The organism is Acinetobacter sp. BIGb0196 (genome assembly GCF_011759595.1).
In the GTDB taxonomy this organism is placed as follows: domain Bacteria; phylum Pseudomonadota; class Gammaproteobacteria; order Pseudomonadales; family Moraxellaceae; genus Acinetobacter; species Acinetobacter guillouiae.
On record NZ_JAAOZA010000002.1, the window covers coordinates 817,629 to 835,678 of the forward strand.

General features: G+C 38.8%; 17 protein-coding genes. 2 read left to right on the forward strand and 15 right to left on the reverse strand.

Features of this window, described 5'->3' with window-relative positions; translation table 11 throughout:
* Positions 1-71: 71 nt before the first annotated feature.
* Positions 72-890, reverse strand: a complete 819-nt coding sequence (gene lgt, locus FHR28_RS16660; protein WP_004726496.1) for a prolipoprotein diacylglyceryl transferase — start codon at positions 888-890, stop codon at positions 72-74.
* 94 nt (positions 891-984) lie between these two features.
* On the opposite strand from lgt, the gene FHR28_RS16665 reads away from it, so the two are divergent.
* A complete protein-coding gene (locus FHR28_RS16665) occupies positions 985-1,767 on the forward strand; it encodes an NRDE family protein (protein ID WP_166783097.1) in 783 nt (260 codons plus the stop codon).
* Positions 1,768-1,819: 52 nt separating this feature from the next.
* Here FHR28_RS16665 and FHR28_RS16670 read toward each other — a convergent pair whose 3' ends face one another.
* The 4 genes from FHR28_RS16670 to tatA all read right to left on the reverse strand — a co-directional run bounded on the left by FHR28_RS16670 (position 1,820) and on the right by tatA (position 6,043).
* Entirely contained in the window at positions 1,820-3,985 is a 2,166-nt protein-coding gene (locus FHR28_RS16670; protein ID WP_105713378.1) for a PhoX family protein, read from the reverse strand.
* A gap of 581 nt (positions 3,986-4,566) precedes the next feature.
* Positions 4,567-5,301, reverse strand: a complete 735-nt coding sequence (gene tatC / locus FHR28_RS16675; RefSeq protein ID WP_374759598.1) for a twin-arginine translocase subunit TatC — start codon at positions 5,299-5,301, stop codon at positions 4,567-4,569.
* A gap of 44 nt (positions 5,302-5,345) precedes the next feature.
* Positions 5,346-5,801, reverse strand: coding sequence for a Sec-independent protein translocase protein TatB (gene tatB / locus FHR28_RS16680; protein ID WP_105713376.1), 456 nt, complete (start codon positions 5,799-5,801; stop codon positions 5,346-5,348).
* Between the two features lie 17 nt (positions 5,802-5,818).
* Positions 5,819-6,043, reverse strand: a complete 225-nt coding sequence (tatA, locus tag FHR28_RS16685) for a Sec-independent protein translocase subunit TatA (RefSeq protein ID WP_004726505.1) — start codon at positions 6,041-6,043, stop codon at positions 5,819-5,821.
* 174 nt (positions 6,044-6,217) lie between these two features.
* Here tatA and FHR28_RS16690 point away from each other — a divergent pair, with 174 nt between their 5' ends.
* Positions 6,218-7,093, forward strand: a complete 876-nt coding sequence (locus FHR28_RS16690) for a permease (RefSeq protein ID WP_105713375.1) — start codon at positions 6,218-6,220, stop codon at positions 7,091-7,093.
* Positions 7,094-7,218: 125 nt separating this feature from the next.
* Here the strand turns inward: FHR28_RS16690 and rdgB are convergent, their stop codons facing one another.
* From rdgB to FHR28_RS16740, 10 genes are all read right to left on the reverse strand, one after another.
* Complete coding sequence (gene rdgB / locus FHR28_RS16695) at positions 7,219-7,842, reverse strand: RdgB/HAM1 family non-canonical purine NTP pyrophosphatase (protein WP_105713374.1); 624 nt, start codon at positions 7,840-7,842, stop codon at positions 7,219-7,221.
* Between the two features lie 84 nt (positions 7,843-7,926).
* Positions 7,927-8,424, reverse strand: coding sequence for a hypothetical protein (locus FHR28_RS16700; RefSeq protein ID WP_105713373.1), 498 nt, complete (start codon positions 8,422-8,424; stop codon positions 7,927-7,929).
* A 27-nt stretch (positions 8,425-8,451) separates the two neighbouring features.
* The gene (locus tag FHR28_RS16705) at positions 8,452-8,829 is read right to left on the reverse strand and encodes a DUF4440 domain-containing protein (RefSeq protein ID WP_105713372.1); all 378 of its coding nucleotides are present in this window, start codon (positions 8,827-8,829) and stop codon (positions 8,452-8,454) included.
* Between the two features lie 84 nt (positions 8,830-8,913).
* Positions 8,914-9,510, reverse strand: coding sequence for a tetratricopeptide repeat protein (locus FHR28_RS16710; protein WP_004726515.1), 597 nt, complete (start codon positions 9,508-9,510; stop codon positions 8,914-8,916).
* Entirely contained in the window at positions 9,507-10,100 is a 594-nt protein-coding gene (gene metW, locus FHR28_RS16715) for a methionine biosynthesis protein MetW (protein WP_004726517.1), read from the reverse strand. The genes FHR28_RS16710 and metW overlap by 4 nt, the downstream gene beginning before the upstream one ends.
* Positions 10,100-11,260 (reverse strand): homoserine O-succinyltransferase MetX, encoded by a 1,161-nt coding sequence (metX, locus tag FHR28_RS16720; RefSeq protein WP_004726519.1) that lies wholly within the window; start codon positions 11,258-11,260, stop codon positions 10,100-10,102. The genes metW and metX overlap by 1 nt, the downstream gene beginning before the upstream one ends.
* Positions 11,261-11,723: 463 nt before the next feature.
* Positions 11,724-13,421, reverse strand: a complete 1,698-nt coding sequence (gene leuA, locus FHR28_RS16725; RefSeq protein WP_004726520.1) for a 2-isopropylmalate synthase — start codon at positions 13,419-13,421, stop codon at positions 11,724-11,726.
* A 278-nt stretch (positions 13,422-13,699) separates the two neighbouring features.
* Positions 13,700-14,812, reverse strand: a complete 1,113-nt coding sequence (locus tag FHR28_RS16730) for an alpha-hydroxy acid oxidase (protein ID WP_166783098.1) — start codon at positions 14,810-14,812, stop codon at positions 13,700-13,702.
* Positions 14,809-15,492, reverse strand: coding sequence for a Fe2+-dependent dioxygenase (locus FHR28_RS16735; protein WP_056514087.1), 684 nt, complete (start codon positions 15,490-15,492; stop codon positions 14,809-14,811). The genes FHR28_RS16730 and FHR28_RS16735 overlap by 4 nt, the downstream gene beginning before the upstream one ends.
* 109 nt (positions 15,493-15,601) lie before the next feature.
* Entirely contained in the window at positions 15,602-17,857 is a 2,256-nt protein-coding gene (locus tag FHR28_RS16740; protein WP_105713370.1) for a catecholate siderophore receptor Fiu, read from the reverse strand.
* Positions 17,858-18,050: the final 193 nt, after the last annotated feature.

Sequence of the window (18,050 nt, forward strand, 5' to 3'; positions counted from 1 at the left end):
ATTGGATAATGATAATTTAGCATAAAAAAGGTGAAGCTTAGCTTCACCTTTTTAAACTTAGCCCATAAGGCTTAAGTATTTTTTTGTGGACCCCAGTCAAAAATTTTCTTTTGGTAAGCGTACCAAATCAACCACAATCCAATCAGAATCATTGGGAATGAAAGGATTTGACCTTTGGTCATCCAGCCAAACAGGATATAACCTTGATCCGCATCAGGTTCACGGAAGAATTCCATAAAGAATCGAGCACAGCCATAACCCATTAGAAAGATTGCAGATACGGCATAACGTGGGCGTGGTTTAGCACTATAGAACCATAGAATAAGGAACAGCAGCAGTCCTTCACACAGCGCTTGATAGAGCTGAGATGGATGACGAACCAAATGTAGTGGATCAGTCGGGAAGATCATACCTAGCGCAAAGTTAGGGTCAGAAACTTGACGACCATATAATTCACCACCGATGAAGTTACCAATTCGACCAAACATCAAGCCCGTTGGTACACAGGGCGCAATGAAGTCCAGGGTTTCAAACCAAGTTTTCTTATATTTATGACACCACAAAAGCATGGCAATCATTACACCAAGGAAGCCCCCGTGGAAACTCATACCACCAGTCCAGACTTTAAATAGCCAGATAGGATCTGCTAAAAATTTGCCAAACTCGTAAAATAAGACATAGCCTACACGACCACCGAGCACAACTCCAAGTGCGCCAAAGAACACCAGATCTGAAACCATTTCAGAGTTCCAGTCAGCACGTTGTTTAGCGCGATAAGTAGCAAGTCCCCAAGCACATAAAAATGCCAAGAGATACATCAGTCCATACCAATGGACGTTGAGTGGACCCAGTGATATCGCAATTGGGTCAATATTCGGGTAGGTGAGCATTCCTAATCCTTGATTTTCTATTTTGCACAGATTTTAGCTGAAACATATTAAAAATGTTGTACATTCAATGTGTAAACTTCATGGAATGTATTTTATGTGTATTGTGGCATTGGCTTGGCAAGTTTTGGATGATTTACCTGTTTGTTTAATTTCAAATCGTGACGAATTCTACCATCGTCCAAGCACTCAATTACAGTCATGGTCGAACAGTCCGATTATTGCAGGGCAAGATTTGCAATCCGGCGGGACATGGATGGGGGTCACACCACAGGGACGTTGGGCAGTGATTACCAATTATCGTGATGGTGCTGATAAACAAACTTATCCGACTACACGAGGCTATTTGATTCAAGCTTTTTTAGAGTCAGATCAAACACCGATTCGTTTTGCACAAACACTGGAAAAGCGGCAAAGAGATTATGCAGGTTTTAACTTATTTGTGGGTGATCAACAGCAAGCCGTTTATATGAGTAATCGTGGTGAAGCCCCTCAAGTATTATCCCAAGGTGTATTTGTCGTTTCAAATGGCTTGATGTCAGACGATTGGGAAAAAACCAAGCATTTACGTAAACGCTTTACCCAAGAATTTTTACCCATGCTGCAAGTTCCTTCTATCTCTGAACAAGATCTACAATTCGCTGTTTGGGATATTTTAGAAGATGAACGTAAAATTATTCCTGATTTACTGCCCAATACTGGAATTAATCCTGAGATGGAAGCTTTGTTGTCTTCAACATTTATTCAAAGTCCAATTTATGGGACACGCTGTTCCAACTTCTTAACCATGAGTCACACTCAGATTGATTGGGTCGAAAAAACGCAACAAGGTGAACATATGGGCGAGTTAGTAGAGATTAAGCGCGCTATTGAAAAATAAAAAGCCATAGCAACTTTCATCACTATGGCTTTAAAACAATAAATTTAGTTGATTAGCCAGCAATTACACCGCCATCTTTACGAGTAATGACGACAGTTGCAGAGCGCGGGCGAGCGGTCTTATTGCTTGGATCTTTTTGTGAGGCAGGCCAGTTACTTGATGGCTTATCAAAGCTAGGTGAGTCTTCACCAGGATGCTGAACATTGATAAAAATGGCTTTGTAGTCGGGTGTCATGGTGACACCCGTGATTTCACATTGTTTTGGGCCTGTTAGGAAGCGACGCAGGTTTTCATCAGTGACTTGTTTACCCACGATCGTTTCTTGCCCAGCAGATGATATTGCTTTTGCGCCATCACCGACTTTACCAGGGAGTGCAGCAAGCATCATACAATTGGTGGTATCTGTATAAGCACCATCATCCGTTTGAATCCAAAGTACACCACGTGGATCGAACCACATACCATCTGGTGAAGATAAATCATTGTTATCATTTAACCCAGATAAGTTGATGTTACTGGCCATTTTTGCTTCAGCACCAAAGAGATAGATGTCCCAAGTAAAACTTTCAGCAGTGGTTTTATTATCTTTTTCATGGAAGCGGATAATGTGACCATTTACATTGCCTTTACCGCCTTCTGGGTCGCTATAGTTTCGTGGATTTGCAGCATCTAATGCATGTGCTGTACCACGGTTCGAGTTATTTGTCAGGGTGACATAGACTTCACCATTCTCTGGGTTCACCGCAACCCATTCTGGACGATCCATTTTGGTGGCTTTGACCGAATCACCGGCTAAACGTGCAAAAGTAGTGACATCGGCTTGAGATCTAAAAGGATAGACTGTATTGCTATCATTTAAACCATTTTTACCGTATGCCAATTCAATCCATTTACCTGTACCATCATTATTGAACTGCGCAACATATAACTTGCCACTGTTCATATATTTATCGCCAGCGCGATAGCCACCATTCACATCTTTTGCATCCCACTTCGCATCAGATACAAATTTGTAGATATATTCGCCACGTGAGTCATCGCCCATATAGAAGGCCAGATTTTCCCCTTCGATTAAGCGACTTGAACGACAGTCTTCATGTGCAAAGCGACCTAAAGATGTACGTTTAACGGGGTTTGAACGACTATCGAACGGATCGATTTCAACAATCCAACCAAAGGTATTTGCGCCGTTGCGATAATCTTTGTCTGCTGAGTCAGCGGTAATTGAAGAGTTCCAACGGTCATATAAGTCTTGGCTCTCGATTGCCCCAATCGCAGTTTCCCAGCCATAACGTGAGCTGGCACCATCTTTTAAACCATAGCGATTCAGTGCGATGATTTCAGCCGCACTACGTTTTGCATCGTCACCTTTATTACGCACAAAGTATCCAATAAAGTTTTCTTCTGTGGTGAGGTAAGTTCCCCAAGGCGTATAACCATTACCACAGTTATTATGTGTGCCACGTGTTTGCTTTGCTGAGCTTGAGTATTTGGTTTTTACCAAATCGGAACCTGCAACTGTGCCTGCAAAGTCCATGACCGTTGACGCTGTAATACGGCGATTAAATGGAGAGCTTTTTACAATCTCTACTTTTTGTGTGGTTGCATCTTTTTTTAATTCAATGACGGAGACACCATGTGCATTAACTTCACGAATCACTTCATCTTCTGGGCGACGGCCATTTACTTTTGTTGCACCTTTAGGATGTAAGAAGGTTTGATTAATGTATTCATGGTTCATGACCAATAAGCCACGGTTTGAGGCTTTCGCATCATATTTAGAGCTATTGGAATTTAAGCCAAAATAGCTCATACCATCATGACAATCGCCTGAACGTGCTGTAAAGCTGACCCCTGAAGGAACATTGTTATCATCCCAGTCAGGGATCGTTTGCGTTAATGGATCACCTAAAGCATAAAGCACATTTGCTTCATAACCAGCAGGAACAGTGACGATGTCATTGAGGTTTTTTGCAACAGGGTTAAAGGTGAATTTTTCTGGTTTTTTAACGGTCGTGGTTGGTGTTGAATTATTGTCATCGTCGTCATTACAGCCGACTAGGCTCGATGCTAAAGCGAGAGCAGCTGCACCACTTGCTGTTTTTGTAATTAAACTACGACGAGAAATCCGTTGTTCTAAAATGTCACGGAAATGTGTGTTATTCGAAGTATTGTTATCTAACTCTTGATTTTCATGATATGGCGTGAGGTCTGTCATACGATTCCCTTTGGCTTTAAGTCTTGATTAAATGTGATTTTGATTCAGCTTAAAAACATACAGAACAAATGTGTAAGATCTCTTACTCTTATATTTAATATTGGTTAAATTTAATCTTATTTTAAGAAAGTAATAGGATTGTCATATTTGTATTTAGATAATTACTGTGCTGTTCAATTTCTATAAACATTGAGATATGACTGATTTGAGCATGATATGTGCTTGGTGAATTGAATCAACAGGATTAACTTGTAGTTGTTTTTTAATAGAGATGTTTCATAAAGAGATTTTAATAATAGGCTTCTTTTCTAAGCGCTTATTAAAAGCATAGATCAACATAAAATCCCCTTCATCCTAACCTTCTCCCGAGGGGAGAAGGGACTTTTAATCACAATATAATTCACTCAACCTGATCACTTTCGACTTGTGAAATAGATCTAATGTATTTGAATAAAAGGGTAGAAGATTAAGCGATAGACTTGTTTTTATAATTGTTTTTAAAAAGAATTTAACATTCTTAAAATAAAAAATGACCTCAAAAGAAGTCATTTAAATATTAAAAAGCTTTTTTATTTTGATACTTAAGCATCTACAGTTTTACGTTTTTCAATTACTTTACCCAGCAATAAACCCAGCTCAAATAGCATCCACATTGGAATTGCGAGCATGATCATTGAAATTGCATCTGGTGGGGTAATAAACATAGATACGAAGAAACATCCCACCACGATAAAGCGGCGCTTTTCAGCCAATGTTTTAGTGGTGACGAAACCAACTAAAATTAACACTAAAGTAATGATCGGGATTTCAAAGGTTACGCCAAAGACCAAGAATAATTTTAGGCAGAAGCTTAAATAACTATTGATGTCCGTCATTGGCGCGACGGTTTCTGGTGAAACACTGATAAAGAAATGCAGGATGGATGGCAATGCAATAAAGTAAGCAAAAGCGATCCCTGAATAAAACAGCACAATACTGCCAAACAGCAACGGAAATGCTAGATTTTTTTCTTTTTCGTATAATGCAGGTTTAATAAAAGCCCAAAGTTGATAGATGATAAAGGGCATCGCCAACATCAGCGCAATAAAGAAGTTTAACTTAAACGGTGCCATGAATGTTGCTGTAACATCAGTTGCAATCATGGTTGAGGTTGCAGGTAATTGTTTTCTGAGTGGTTCTGATAATGCAATATAGGTCTTATTGGCAAATGGCAATAAACAAAAAAATATAACGATGAGTGCGCCAACAATTTTAAATAAATGCTTACGTAATACCATCAGGTGTTGAGTAATCGGCATTGCATCTAAAGCCGGCATCTCGGTAGACGAGGCATCATGTACTTGTGGTGCTAATGAGTCGCTCATACAGCCACCTTCAATTGCGGTACTTCTTTAACAAGAACAATTTGTGGTCGAGTTACAGTACAGTTTTGTTTATCTAACCAAGTCTTTGACATATAAATAGCGGGAACCGTAATATCGAGTTTATGATAAGTGGTGTGAGTTTTTTTATTGTCTGTTATTGCGAGATGACTTTCTTGTTCTACAGCAATTTTTTGTTGTTGTAACTCTTGCATTTGAGCCTGCATTTTTTGTTCAAGTTCTTGAATTTTTTGCATCTCTTGTTGCATTTGTTCTCTAAATTCAGAAAGACGTAATTCACGGTCGATGTCATTTTGGACACTACTAATTGCACGTTTAAATTTGCTATACCATTTGGCAGCAAAACGCGCAGCTTCAGGAAGTTTATCTGGTCCCAATACCAAGAGCGCAATGATCCCAAACACTAACAGTTCTGAAAATCCAACATCTAACATGATCTACGCCTCACCGATTAGTGTTTTACTGTAGAGTTCACATCAGTATTGCTAGTTTGATGTTCTAGTGTACGCGTTTCAGTCAGTGAAGCAGTTGTTGCCTCTTCTTCTTTAATTGATTTCTTAAAATCTTTTACGGCACCACCAACATCTTTACCTAAGTTTTTTAGCTTTGATGTACCAAATAGTAGAATCACAACGATTGCAAAAATAAGTACATGCCAAATCGATAATCCAGCCATAGTTTTAACTCCTATTTATTAACAGCTATAACAACAGTTATCCATGACAAAAAAGTGACACTAATATTTCAATTTAAAGACAGACAATATTTATAAATTATTTTGATATGTTAAACGTCATCTATATTTGGAAAATGCTAGTATGTTCATGATTTGAGAATAAGGTGTTGTATTGTGGCTTTGTTATTTCCAGTTTTATCATTTATCTGTGGGCTGATACTGGCAAATAGCAAATTTTCAGTAAACTTAAAATCATTCATGTCTTTGCTGCTGGCTCGCTTATTTATCCCGATTGTGATTATTTACAATATGGTATTTTATAAATCGGGCAGTATTGCTTTAATCTTATTTGCTTTTTTCTCGTGCTTTACGCTTTTCTTTATTTATCTCACGCTGTCTAAAGATCGTTTAGCTTCATTGTGTTTTAGCTATACCAATATGGCATGGCTCGGCTTTCCGATTGCCTTGGCTATATTTGGTCCAGACAATAGTATGCTGATGATACCGCTCTATATCGGGGTTTCAATTTTTGGAAACTCTTGGGCTGTGACTTCGGTAAGTTCAGCCCCGCAATCCAAACAATTGCTTATCAAAAAAGTACTGCAATCGCCACCTGTGATTGCCTTGATCATTGCAGGGCTTTTACGTTGTTTTGATGTGCAACAGTTTCAGACAAATGATTGGATTAATTGGATTTATACTCTGGCTAAATGGAGTATGAGTTTTACCGGTATGTGTGTATTGGGGATGTGGTTAAGAAAAACCAAAGTCCATATCGAGGATTTACTGTCCAGTACTAAGCTTGCAATATTAAAGTTAGTTTGTGGTGTTGTATTGTGCAGTCTGGCTTATTTCTTTTTACCTGTTCCACAGATCCATCAATATATTGGGGTGATGTTTTTACTGTTTTGTTTACCGCCAGCTGCCAATATTGTCGCATTGGAAACCCACTATCAAGGCACTGGGGTTTCAGCAAAATATATTGCTTCGGGAACGATAGTCAGTTGTGTGGTATGCGTCCTATATGGTGTGTTGATTCATTTTTTATAGTTTTATCGGTTTATTTTGCTTCGTTTTAGATAAGCTTTAGCGATATCCATCATATTCCTCCTTTGCTCAAAGGCGAGGAGGAATCTAACAAAATCGTATGATTTTAAACGGCTGGTTTTAACTGCTTATTTCAAGCTTGCTTTAAACAATTGCATCGCCTGGCCACGATGGCTAATTTTGTTCTTTTCTGCTTTACTCATTTCTGCGCTTGAAATATTTAGCTCAGGTAACCAGAACAGTGGGTCATAACCGAAGCCATTTTCACCTCGAGCTTGCTCTAGTACTTCACCTTGCCAGATCCCTTGGAAGATTTGTGGTAAAGGGTCATCTGCATGTTCAACCAATGCCAATACACATACGAACATTGCTTCAATCGCTTGATCGTCTTGGCGTAAAGGCTTAAGGTTTTCCAGCAATTTTGCATTATTGGCTGCATCATCGCCATGCTCACCTGCATAACGTGCAGAGTAAATTCCAGGTGCTCCATCTAATACGGGAACGCAAATCCCAGAATCATCTGCAATCGCAGGTTTACCTGAAATACGGCTCGCATGACGTGCTTTGATAATTGCATTTTCAATAAAGCTTAAGCCATCTTCAATCGCGTCTTCGATATTCAGTTGACCTTGAGGAATCACTTCAACGGGTAAAGTCAATTCAGCAAACAATTTTTCAAATTCAGCAATTTTGCCTTTGTTATTGCTTGCGAGTACCAGTGTTCCTTGTGATAACCAATCTTTTGATGACATGATGCAGACTCAAAATTTAAAATTGAGTTATTTTAACTTAATCTGTGTCATAAAATGCGGCTAAATTCTCTCGTCCTTTACGCTTTACTGGATATGTTTTGCTTTTGCGCTAATGCGTTTGTCTAACTGTTGTTTTAAATCGAGAACATCCTCATTTTTCATAAAACCTAGTCCAACATTGAGTTTCTGTTTGCTGTTATCTTTCATGATAAAAAGTAAATAGTATTGTCGATCAAGTAAGGTTTTTTTGAGCTCAACTTCATAGATCTCTGGTATTTTAATGTGTTTTTTAATTATCACTCTACCTTTAAAATCAATGCTTCTAATCATGTCTTGGGAGAGGGTTAAAATAGGACGTTGATTGCTAAACATCTGAATAGCTTTATTACTGAAAAAATAAGCAATGAGACCCAATGGCGTAACAAGAAATAGCGAAAAGAGACTTTTTAAGCCATTCTTCCATTCAGACATTTCCAAGATTAAAAGCACGGTCGCAGCCCAAAAGGGGCAGGCCAAAATTCCAGCAAAAATCGCCAAAGGAATCATTTGTTTGCGTGAAGCATAATATTTTTTCTTTTGCATATTTTTCCATACATAGAAGAACTCGATTTACTTCTCAAATGCACAAGTGGTGCCTTGATGGAAAATCATTTGCCATATACCGTGATCATTCATAACCCAAATTGAACTGCGTAAAGCCACATTGTATTGAGCTTGAGTTGCCACATTGATTTGATGGCTTTGATAGGTCAGTAAAACGCTATGATCAGATAACGACTGAACTTGAAAATCCTGTGCTTGAATGATGTCGGTATCTGTATCGTTTAAAAGTGCTTCAATCATTTGGGCTTTATGCACAACCCACCCTGATTTGGTAATTTCTTTAAAATCTGGATGTAACCGTTGATCAAGTATTTGAAAGTTTTGACGATCACGATGATGCAACCCGCATTCATATTGAATTAATTGTTTGAATAGGTCTTGCATTGTCAACAATCCCAGTTGAAATACTTAAATGGATAGCAGTAAAAAAAGCACCCGAAGGTGCTTTTATGATCGATGAAAATCAAATTATTGAGCTTGAATCCATTGATCTGCACGTTGTGTCGCAGTACGAATTTGGTCTTGAGTTAAGTTAGCAGCCAAAGCAGTTTTTTTGGTTTGCGACATGTTAATCACTTTATTGTCTAACATACCATCACGTGTAGAAAGCTCATACCACTGATAAGCGCCCATGTAGTTTTTCTTTTGCTCTTCCATCACCGCAAGATTAAAGCTTGCACGGTTATCGCCGTGGCTCGCTGCTTTTTCAAAGTATTGACGCGCAGATGTTTCGCTTTTAGAAACGCCTAAACCATCAGCATACATACGACCAACATTCAACTGAGCCGCAGAAATACCTTGGTCAGCCGCAGCTTTAAACCATGTAAATGCTTGTTTAAGGTCTTTAGATACACCGCCAGTACCAGCCTGGAAATGTGTTGCTAAATAAAATTGTGCAGCAGGTTGGCCAGCTTTCGCTGCTTTTTGCAAATCTGTCACATTCATATGTGCATATTGTGCTGCCATTGCTGATACAGATTGTTGTTGCTGCGGTACATAGTCCGCATGGGCTTGAATACTCACTAGCCCAAAAAATAACGTACTGCCTAATAATAATTTCTTCATAGAGCGCTCACTCGATAAATAGCGACTTCGCCGAACAAATTCGGTATGGCTTTACTTAAAAAGCTACCTTGTTGGTTCCCATTTACAGCGAGTCGATCAATAATTTGAATCTGATTTTCAGCACATAATGCTTCAAAATCACGAAAGGTGCATAAGTGGATATTAGGTGTATTGTACCACATATACGGTAAGGCATCAGAAACAGGCATCTTGCCTTTCAGTGCAAGGAAAGACCGTGTTTTCCAATACGCAAAGTTAGGAAACGTAATAATTGCTTGTTTCCCCACACGCACCATATCGCGCAGAAGCACATCAGGTGCATCTACAGCTTGCAAAGCTTGTGCCATAACCACATAGTCAAAAGACTGGTCGGCAAAGCGTCCCAAACCGAGGTTTAAGTCTTGTTGTATAATATTTAACCCTTTGCTGACGGCAATTGCAATCTTTTCTTGATCGATTTCTAGCCCGTAAGCATGAATTTGCTGTTTTTTGCTCATTTGTGACAATAATTCGCCATCACCACAACCTAAATCGAGCACACTTGCACCAGCATTGATCCATTTTTCTGCAAGCTGTTGGTCAATACGCATTACAAAGCCTCCTTAGGTGTTGAATTAAGGTGTTCAATACCACCTAAAAATGCACGTAAGGATTTGACGTACAAGGGGATAGGGAATAGGAATGAGTCATGGCCCTGCTCAGCATCAATATCCAAATAACTCACAGGTTTTTGATTGGTAATCAAGGCGTTGACAATCTCTTGCGAACGTTCTGGGCTAAAACGCCAGTCTGTTGTAAATGACACCACTAGAAAGCGGCATTTGGTATTAGATAATGCTTTAGTCAGTGACTGTTCATATTCACGTGATGGATCGAAATAATCCAAAGCTTTGGTCATGATCAGATAAGTATTGGCATCAAAGTTACGACTGAATTGTTCACCTTGATAACGCAGATAGCTTTCAACTTGGAACTCAACATCGAAACCATACATAAACTTGCCTGATTTTAAATCACGGCCAAATTTTTGTTTCATGGCTTCTTCAGAAAGGTAGGTAATATGACCCACCATACGTGCCAAAATTAAGCCACGTTTTGGATAACTATCGAGTTCTAAATAGCGGCCATTGTGAAAATCTGGATCAGACAAAATGGACTGACGTGCCACTTCGTTAAATGCAATATTTTGTGCGGAAAGCTTTGGTGCGCTGGCAATGATGACACATTTTTGTAAACGGTCAGGATAGTCCACAGACCATTGTAAAGCCTGCATGCCACCTAAAGAACCACCAATGATTGAATACCAAACATCTATCCCTAAGCGGTCAGAGAGGAGGGCTTGAGTTTTAACCCAATCACGTACAGTCACTAATGGAAAGTCGGGACCGTATGGGCGATTTTCATTTTCAGGGTTAGGTGAAGTGGGTCCTGTTGAGCCACTACACCCCCCGATATTGTTGAGTGCGACCACAAAAAACTTCGAGGTATCAATGGCTTTACCTGGCCCAATACATGCATCCCACCAGCCGGTTTTTTTATCGTCTTCATGGTGATAGCCAGCCGCATGATGATGTCCTGAAAGTGCATGGCAAATCAAAATTCCATTTGATTTATCTGCATTGAGCTCACCATAGGTTTCCACCATGATTTCATAGCGTGGCAATACTCGACCACACTCAAGCTCTAACGGTTCTTCAAATTCAAACTTTTGTGGAGTAACGAGCCCCACTGAATCAGCTGGAAAAGACACTGGAAATGTTCACCTTAAAATTTTAGAAGGTCGATAAATTACGGATATTAGAGATATCTAAGTCATCTGTATGGCTAATAAATTAATGATATTCCATGGTTTTCACAATAGCTTTTATCATTAAAGTTCACTTCAGGATGAGTGATGATGTCGAGTAGAGTCACAATGAATGTTTTGACTTTGCTGAGGCTCAACGTATTCTTCTTTCGAAAAAATGAAAAGCTAAGCTTTATCAGAGAGCGATCTTGTCAAACTTTGCTTCTCATCGCCAAACGTGTTCACTACTCGCCAACACCAGTCTGATCTCAAACAATCATGGATGAAATTTCCATGTATCTTTTTATCTTTAAATTATTTTTAAAAGATATAAAGCTGTTCGAAGAGATTGCTTGATAACATCAATAAATAAAAGAAAGGATACCACTAGGGGGCATCCTTTCTAAAGTCTTTTAACTGATATCGCTTATACAGCAGCAGCGATGACTTGTTCAGTACTTAAAACACCTTGGTCAATCAAACGATTGGTTGCCGCTATAATTGCTTCAATTGAAGAGGTAACAATATTGTCATGCACACCAGCACCGAATGCAGATTTACCTGTACCTTGGACTTGAAGTTCGATCAATGCCAATGCTTTTGCATGTGCACCAGAACTGATACTGCGTTCTTCGTAGTTTAAGACATCAATTGGTAATTGAAGTGCATTTAAAATCGCAGAAATTGGACCATTCCCTTCACCACGTAAGCGCTGAGTTTCACCATTGATGACCACATCAAGCTCAATCACTTGGCTACCATTTTCATCTGACAATCTATAATTTTTCGCTGAATAGTGTGCATCTTTTGCAGCAACATAGGTGTCTTTAAACAAGGTCCAAATTTGTTGAGCTGAAACTTCAACACCTTCTTCATCTGCAACTTGCTGAACAATTTGTGAGAATTCAATCTGTAAGCGACGAGGTAAAACCACGTTATAGTTAGACTCTAATAAGTACGCAATACCGCCTTTACCTGACTGTGAGTTGACACGGATCACAGCATCATAATCACGACCTAAATCTTTAGGGTCGATTGGTAAGTAAGGCATATCCCAAATTTCTTCGTCTTTTTGGAACTCAAAGCCTTTTTTAATTGCATCTTGGTGAGAACCAGAGAAAGCAGTAAAGACCAAATCACCAGCATATGGGTGACGTGGGTGTACAGGCAAGCCAGTACATTCTTCTATTGTGGCAATAATCTCATTAATGTTTGAGAAATCTAACTCACATGCCACACCTTGTGTGTACATGTTTAATGCAATTGCAGCAACGTCAACGTTACCAGTACGTTCACCATTCCCAAATACGCAACCTTCAACACGATCAGCACCAGCCATGATCGCTAACTCAGATGCTGCAATACCACAACCACGGTCATTGTGACAATGTACTGAAATAATCACACCATCACGACGTTGCAAATTACGATGCATCCATTCGATTTGGTCAGCATAGACATGCGGGCCAGATACCTCAACAGTTGCAGGTAAATTTAAAATAACTTTATTGTCAGGCGATGCTTCCCAAATTTCAGTTACTGCATCGCAAACATCTTTAGCAACTTCTAATTCTGTTGCTGTAAAACATTCTGGACTGTATTGAAAAATAAATTCAGTTTCAGGCTGTTTGGCTGCATATTCTTTTACTTTGCTTGCCGCATTCATTGCCAATTGTTTTGCACCATTGGCATCAACATTCAATACTTTTTTACGGAAAGTGGGTGAATTTGAGTTATAGATATGCACAATGGCACGTTTTGCACCTTGTAAAGCCTCAAAAGTACGTGCAATTAAATGATCACGCGCTTGCACCAAGACTTCGATATAAACGTCATCTGGAATATGACCTTCTTCAATCAACTTACGGGTGAAATCAAAATCAACTTGTGATGCTGAAGGAAAGCCAATTTCAATATGCTTAAAGCCAATTTTGACCAACATTTCGAACATTTTGAATTTTTGTTCGATGTTCATTGGCTCGAAAATCGCTTGGTTACCATCACGAAGGTCGGTACTCATCCAAATTGGCGCTTTATTGATTTCGTTATTTGGCCATTGACGGTCAGGCAAGTCTACACGTTGGTACATGCGACGATATTTTTTACTTGGATCAGCCAACATCATGAGGTAACTCCTTGTGTAGTTGTTGTTGCTCGTCTCTTGGGTAAAGGCAACTTACTACAAATATAGATTGTGTCTATCTGTTCAATTTACAAGTGTTTTTAAGATGAAAACACAGTAAATTTTCATAAATTTATACGTGGGTAACACGAGATAAATCTAAACACTGATAACTTACAAATGGTTTAACTTGAGATTAATTCTAAAACAATTATCTTGGAAATAATTTCCTTAATTTGCATAAAAAATATCAGTTGAGAGAAAAATTTTCTTTGAATGACTTAATCTTGAAAAATATATTCTTGATTGATTTCTTTTACGGTAGCAGTTCCCATTAATGCCATGGTAATTTCAAATTCTTCCTTTAAAATTTTAATCACATGGGCCACACCTAAAGCACCAGCAACAGTGAGCCCGTAGATCGCAGGACGGCCAATCAGCACTGCAGATGCGCCTAAAGCCAATGCTTTAAATATATCTGTACCACGACGGATTCCACCATCCAAAAGTAAAGGAAAATCATGAGGAACAACGGCCTTAATTTTTGCTAAGGCGGTCAGTGGGGAAATACTGCTATTGAGTACTCGCCCACCATGATTAGAAACGATTAAGCCTTTTACGCCGATTTCGACTGCTTTTTTTGCATCGAGTGGATGTAGCACACCCTTTAAAATTACAGGCAAATGGCTATGGGCAATTATAAATTCGATATCTGCCCATTTGGGTGCAATTTGCATTAAACCGTTGAATACAGGATGTTGATGCTCAGAAATTTCGGGCAGGGGAATGTGGGTAGGTGTATGGGGGTGTTGCATGCCTTCTGGCAATTGAAAATTCACCCGACGTTCACGATCACGAATCCCTGTATGCGGTGAATCTACTGTAATCACAAGCGCTTTAAAATTTTGTTGTTCTGCGAGTCGAACTAAGGCCAATGATTTTTCACGATCACCTTGCCAATACAGTTGGAACCATTTTAGCGGGTTTTCTTGTTTTAAACTTCGCATATCGGTATTGGTGAAAGTACTCAGTACGATATTACTTCCTAAAACTTCGGCTGCCAGTGCAGCCGCAGCTTCGCCCTCTGGGTGGAACAATTGTTGATGTCCAATCGGTGCAAGAAAAATTGGATGAGGAAATTTTTGCCCTAAAATTTCACACTCTGTCGAGCCTTGAGTTAAGTCATTGAGCAGTCTTGGAATCAGTTGAATATTTTTAAATTGTTGTAAGTTTTCTTGAACACTTTGCTCATCCATCGCCCCACCTTGCAAGTAGTGCCAAGTGTTTTCAGGCAGATGCTGTTCTGCTTGTTTCTCGTAATCCGCAATTGTCTGTAAATATGCTGGAATTTGAGTGAGTGGAGTAATAGGAGTATTTGCTGTTGTCGAAATCATAAATTGCCCCATTGACGAAGTAAGTTATGATAATGACTGGTTAAACTAACCACTTCTTCATTATCACCCAATTGCTGACGTAGTTTGATAATGGTGATATCTAAATTAAATAACATACTACGTTGCCAATCATCTTTAACCATGCTTTGCATCCATGTAAAAGCGGCAATTCGTTGTCCAGACGTTACTGGTTCGACACGGTGTAGGCTCGTAGCTGGATAGAGAATTGCATCGCCTGCATCAAGTTTCACTTCATGACTACCGTAGTTGTCTTCAACAATCAGTTCACCACCTTCATATTCATCTGGTTCGGATAAGAATATTGTCATCGAAACATCTGTACGGATCATTTGTCCTGTCAGTGACGAATATTGCACTGCATTATCAACATGGTTGCCGTAGTTTCCTGAATCCTGATAGCAATTTAGCATAGGCTGTAAAATATGTTTTGGTAATCCTGCAGATTGAACTAAAAGGTTTTGTTTTAGGATTTTTAAAATCTGTGTGGAAATCATTTGATAGACTTCATGTTGCACATCAACTTGTAAATTATTTTTAATTTGTTGTGCCTGAGCGCCTGCACTGTTTCTACCATTCACCCAAAGTTTTTCATCTTCCAATAATTTTCTAAACTCAGAAACTTGTTGTTTGCTTAAGACTTCGGGGATATGTAGCATCATTGAATTTAATCACTCCTTGAAACAATATTTTGTGCAAATAAAAAAGTAGTATATTCACAGAGAATGTACTACTTTTTGACATTCAACTAAATGTAAATTTAATTGAATTTTAGAATTTATAGTTCAGCGTTAATGCTGCTGAACGAAGTTGTCCAAGCACCACACGTCCACCACCATTATTTAATGTACTGATATAGTCTTTATCTGCAAGGTTGTAGACATTTAAATTTACAGATGTATTTTTATTGAATGTATAACCGACTAAAGCATCGAATACTACATAGCTTGGAATAGAAGGCATTGCAGCAAGTGAAGTACTGTCAGTGATGACACGTTTTTGATCATCTACATAACGTGCACCAACACCAACTTTAAAGCCTTTAATATCATAAGTTGACCATAAGCTTGCAGTCCATTCTGGCGACCAGCGGACATTATTCGTTTTGGTAATTGCACCAGTTGTTGCATTAATACTGAGTTGATTTTCTTGCTCAGTTTTCATGTGAGCAACACCAGCAGAAATATTCCATGCATCTGTAATTTTACCAACTGCACCGAGTTCTATACCTTTGACTATCGTTTTGCCTTCTTGAATGGATTCTTTAGTAATCACATCTTGAGTAAATTGGTTTTCATTTTCAGTATAATAAGCAGCAGCTGTTACAGCCAATTGGTCATTAAGCAAATCCCACTTTGTGCCTATTTCATAATTATTAGTTTCTTGTGGTTTAGCCGCAGCACTGTTAATCCCTTCTGCAGAAAGACTAAAGTTAGCACTTCCTGGAGGCGTTAACGATTTTGCATAAGCGGCATAAACACTACTTTTGCTTGTAGGCTTAAATAAGCCACCTAGTTTCCAGCTGACCAAAGTATCGTTTGCTGTTAAATTTGTTGGTGTTTTGGTGATAGCTAAAGTTGTTGCATTTGTAGCAACTGATAAACCTTTGAAATCAGTTTCATAATAATCAACACGGATACCACCACTGAGTTGGAAACGTTCTCCAAATTTCAATGTATCGAATGCATATAAAGCTGCTGTATCAGTCGTACCATTTGAATAGCCACCTGTATCAACTAAGTTTGGTAAAACTTGATATCGATCGGGGTGATATAAATTTGCATTTGGTGTGGTTGGTGCTTTAGTACCTGGTGTCTGCGTTGATAAGCTTTTTGTGTATTGTTGTTCTTTTAATAATTCTAGACCTAAAACAACATCATGTTCGATAGTGCCTGTTTTAACTCCCCAATTAATTGTACTTTGGTTTGCAATAATTTTATTCTCTTGGTCTACACCTTGGCGAGAGCGGGTTATGGTCCATTGCGATGGATCCGTGGAATTATTTCTGCTTAGTGTATTGATCCCTGTTAAAACACGATCCATTTCGGTTTTGCCAAAACGAGAGATATTTGTAAATTTTAAATTCTCAGTAAGGTCTGTCTCAACTTTTGCAGTTACTATATCTGCATCGACATCTTCATGGTCATCGATATGACCGTAATAGTTTTCGCGATCAACTTTAGGTGCTTTGGCTAAATCTGAATCTGTATTCCAAAAGCCTTTTAGACCAATGGTAGGAATACCTCCATCTGGAATATTACGCTGACGAACATGTTGTGAATATAAATAGAAACGAGTATCTGTATCTAAACCGAAAGCAATTGCAGGAGCAACGGCATAGCTGTTGTTTTCAATATAGTCACGGCCCTCGATACCACCATTTTGTCCCATAACATTTAAGCGAACAGCAGTGTTGTTATTGAGCGCTTGATTAATATCAGCAGACAGACGAGCATGTTCAGCAGTGTTATAGGTTGCTGAAATAGAACGACTATTTTGTAGATAAGGTAATTTACTTACAAGGTTAATATAGCCTGCCGCAGCTCCACGTCCTGCTTCTGAGCCAGAAGGTCCTTTGACGACTTCAATTTGCTCTAAGTTAAATACATCACGGCTTATAGCGCCTAGATCACGAATACCATCTACATAAGTTGATGTTTGGGTTGAAAAACCTCGCATTTGAAAGGCATCACCAGCACTGGTATTACCATTTTCACCAAGTTGTAATGTGATTCCTGGTGTATTACGCAAAGCCTCAACTAAAGATGTTGCCCCTTGTTCTTGTAATAATTCCTTTTTTATTACGGAAATTGTTTGAGGTGTATCAAGTAATGGTTGAGTATATTTTGGAGAGCTAATCTGATCTGCCTTATATGTCGTATTTTCCACTTCAGATTTTACAGTAATCAATGGAAGTTTTACTGGTTCACTCTCAGTCGTTGCAGCATGTGCAATAAAAGGAAGGGTAGCAGCTAAAGCAACAAGTGATTTCGCTTTGTTATGTTTACGGCTTTTGATATTGGCCATTGTAGGTATCCCTAAGAGTAACTTTAGAATTTCCATAACTGCACATTCATTTATGAGTGTGAGGAACGTACAGTAAATATGGAGGAAATGTTAAATCATGTAACAGAATTCTTTAGATGCGAATTCTAATGATAATTATTTTCATTAACAATGACTGTAAGTGATTATTCATACGGAAAAACTGTTTAATTTA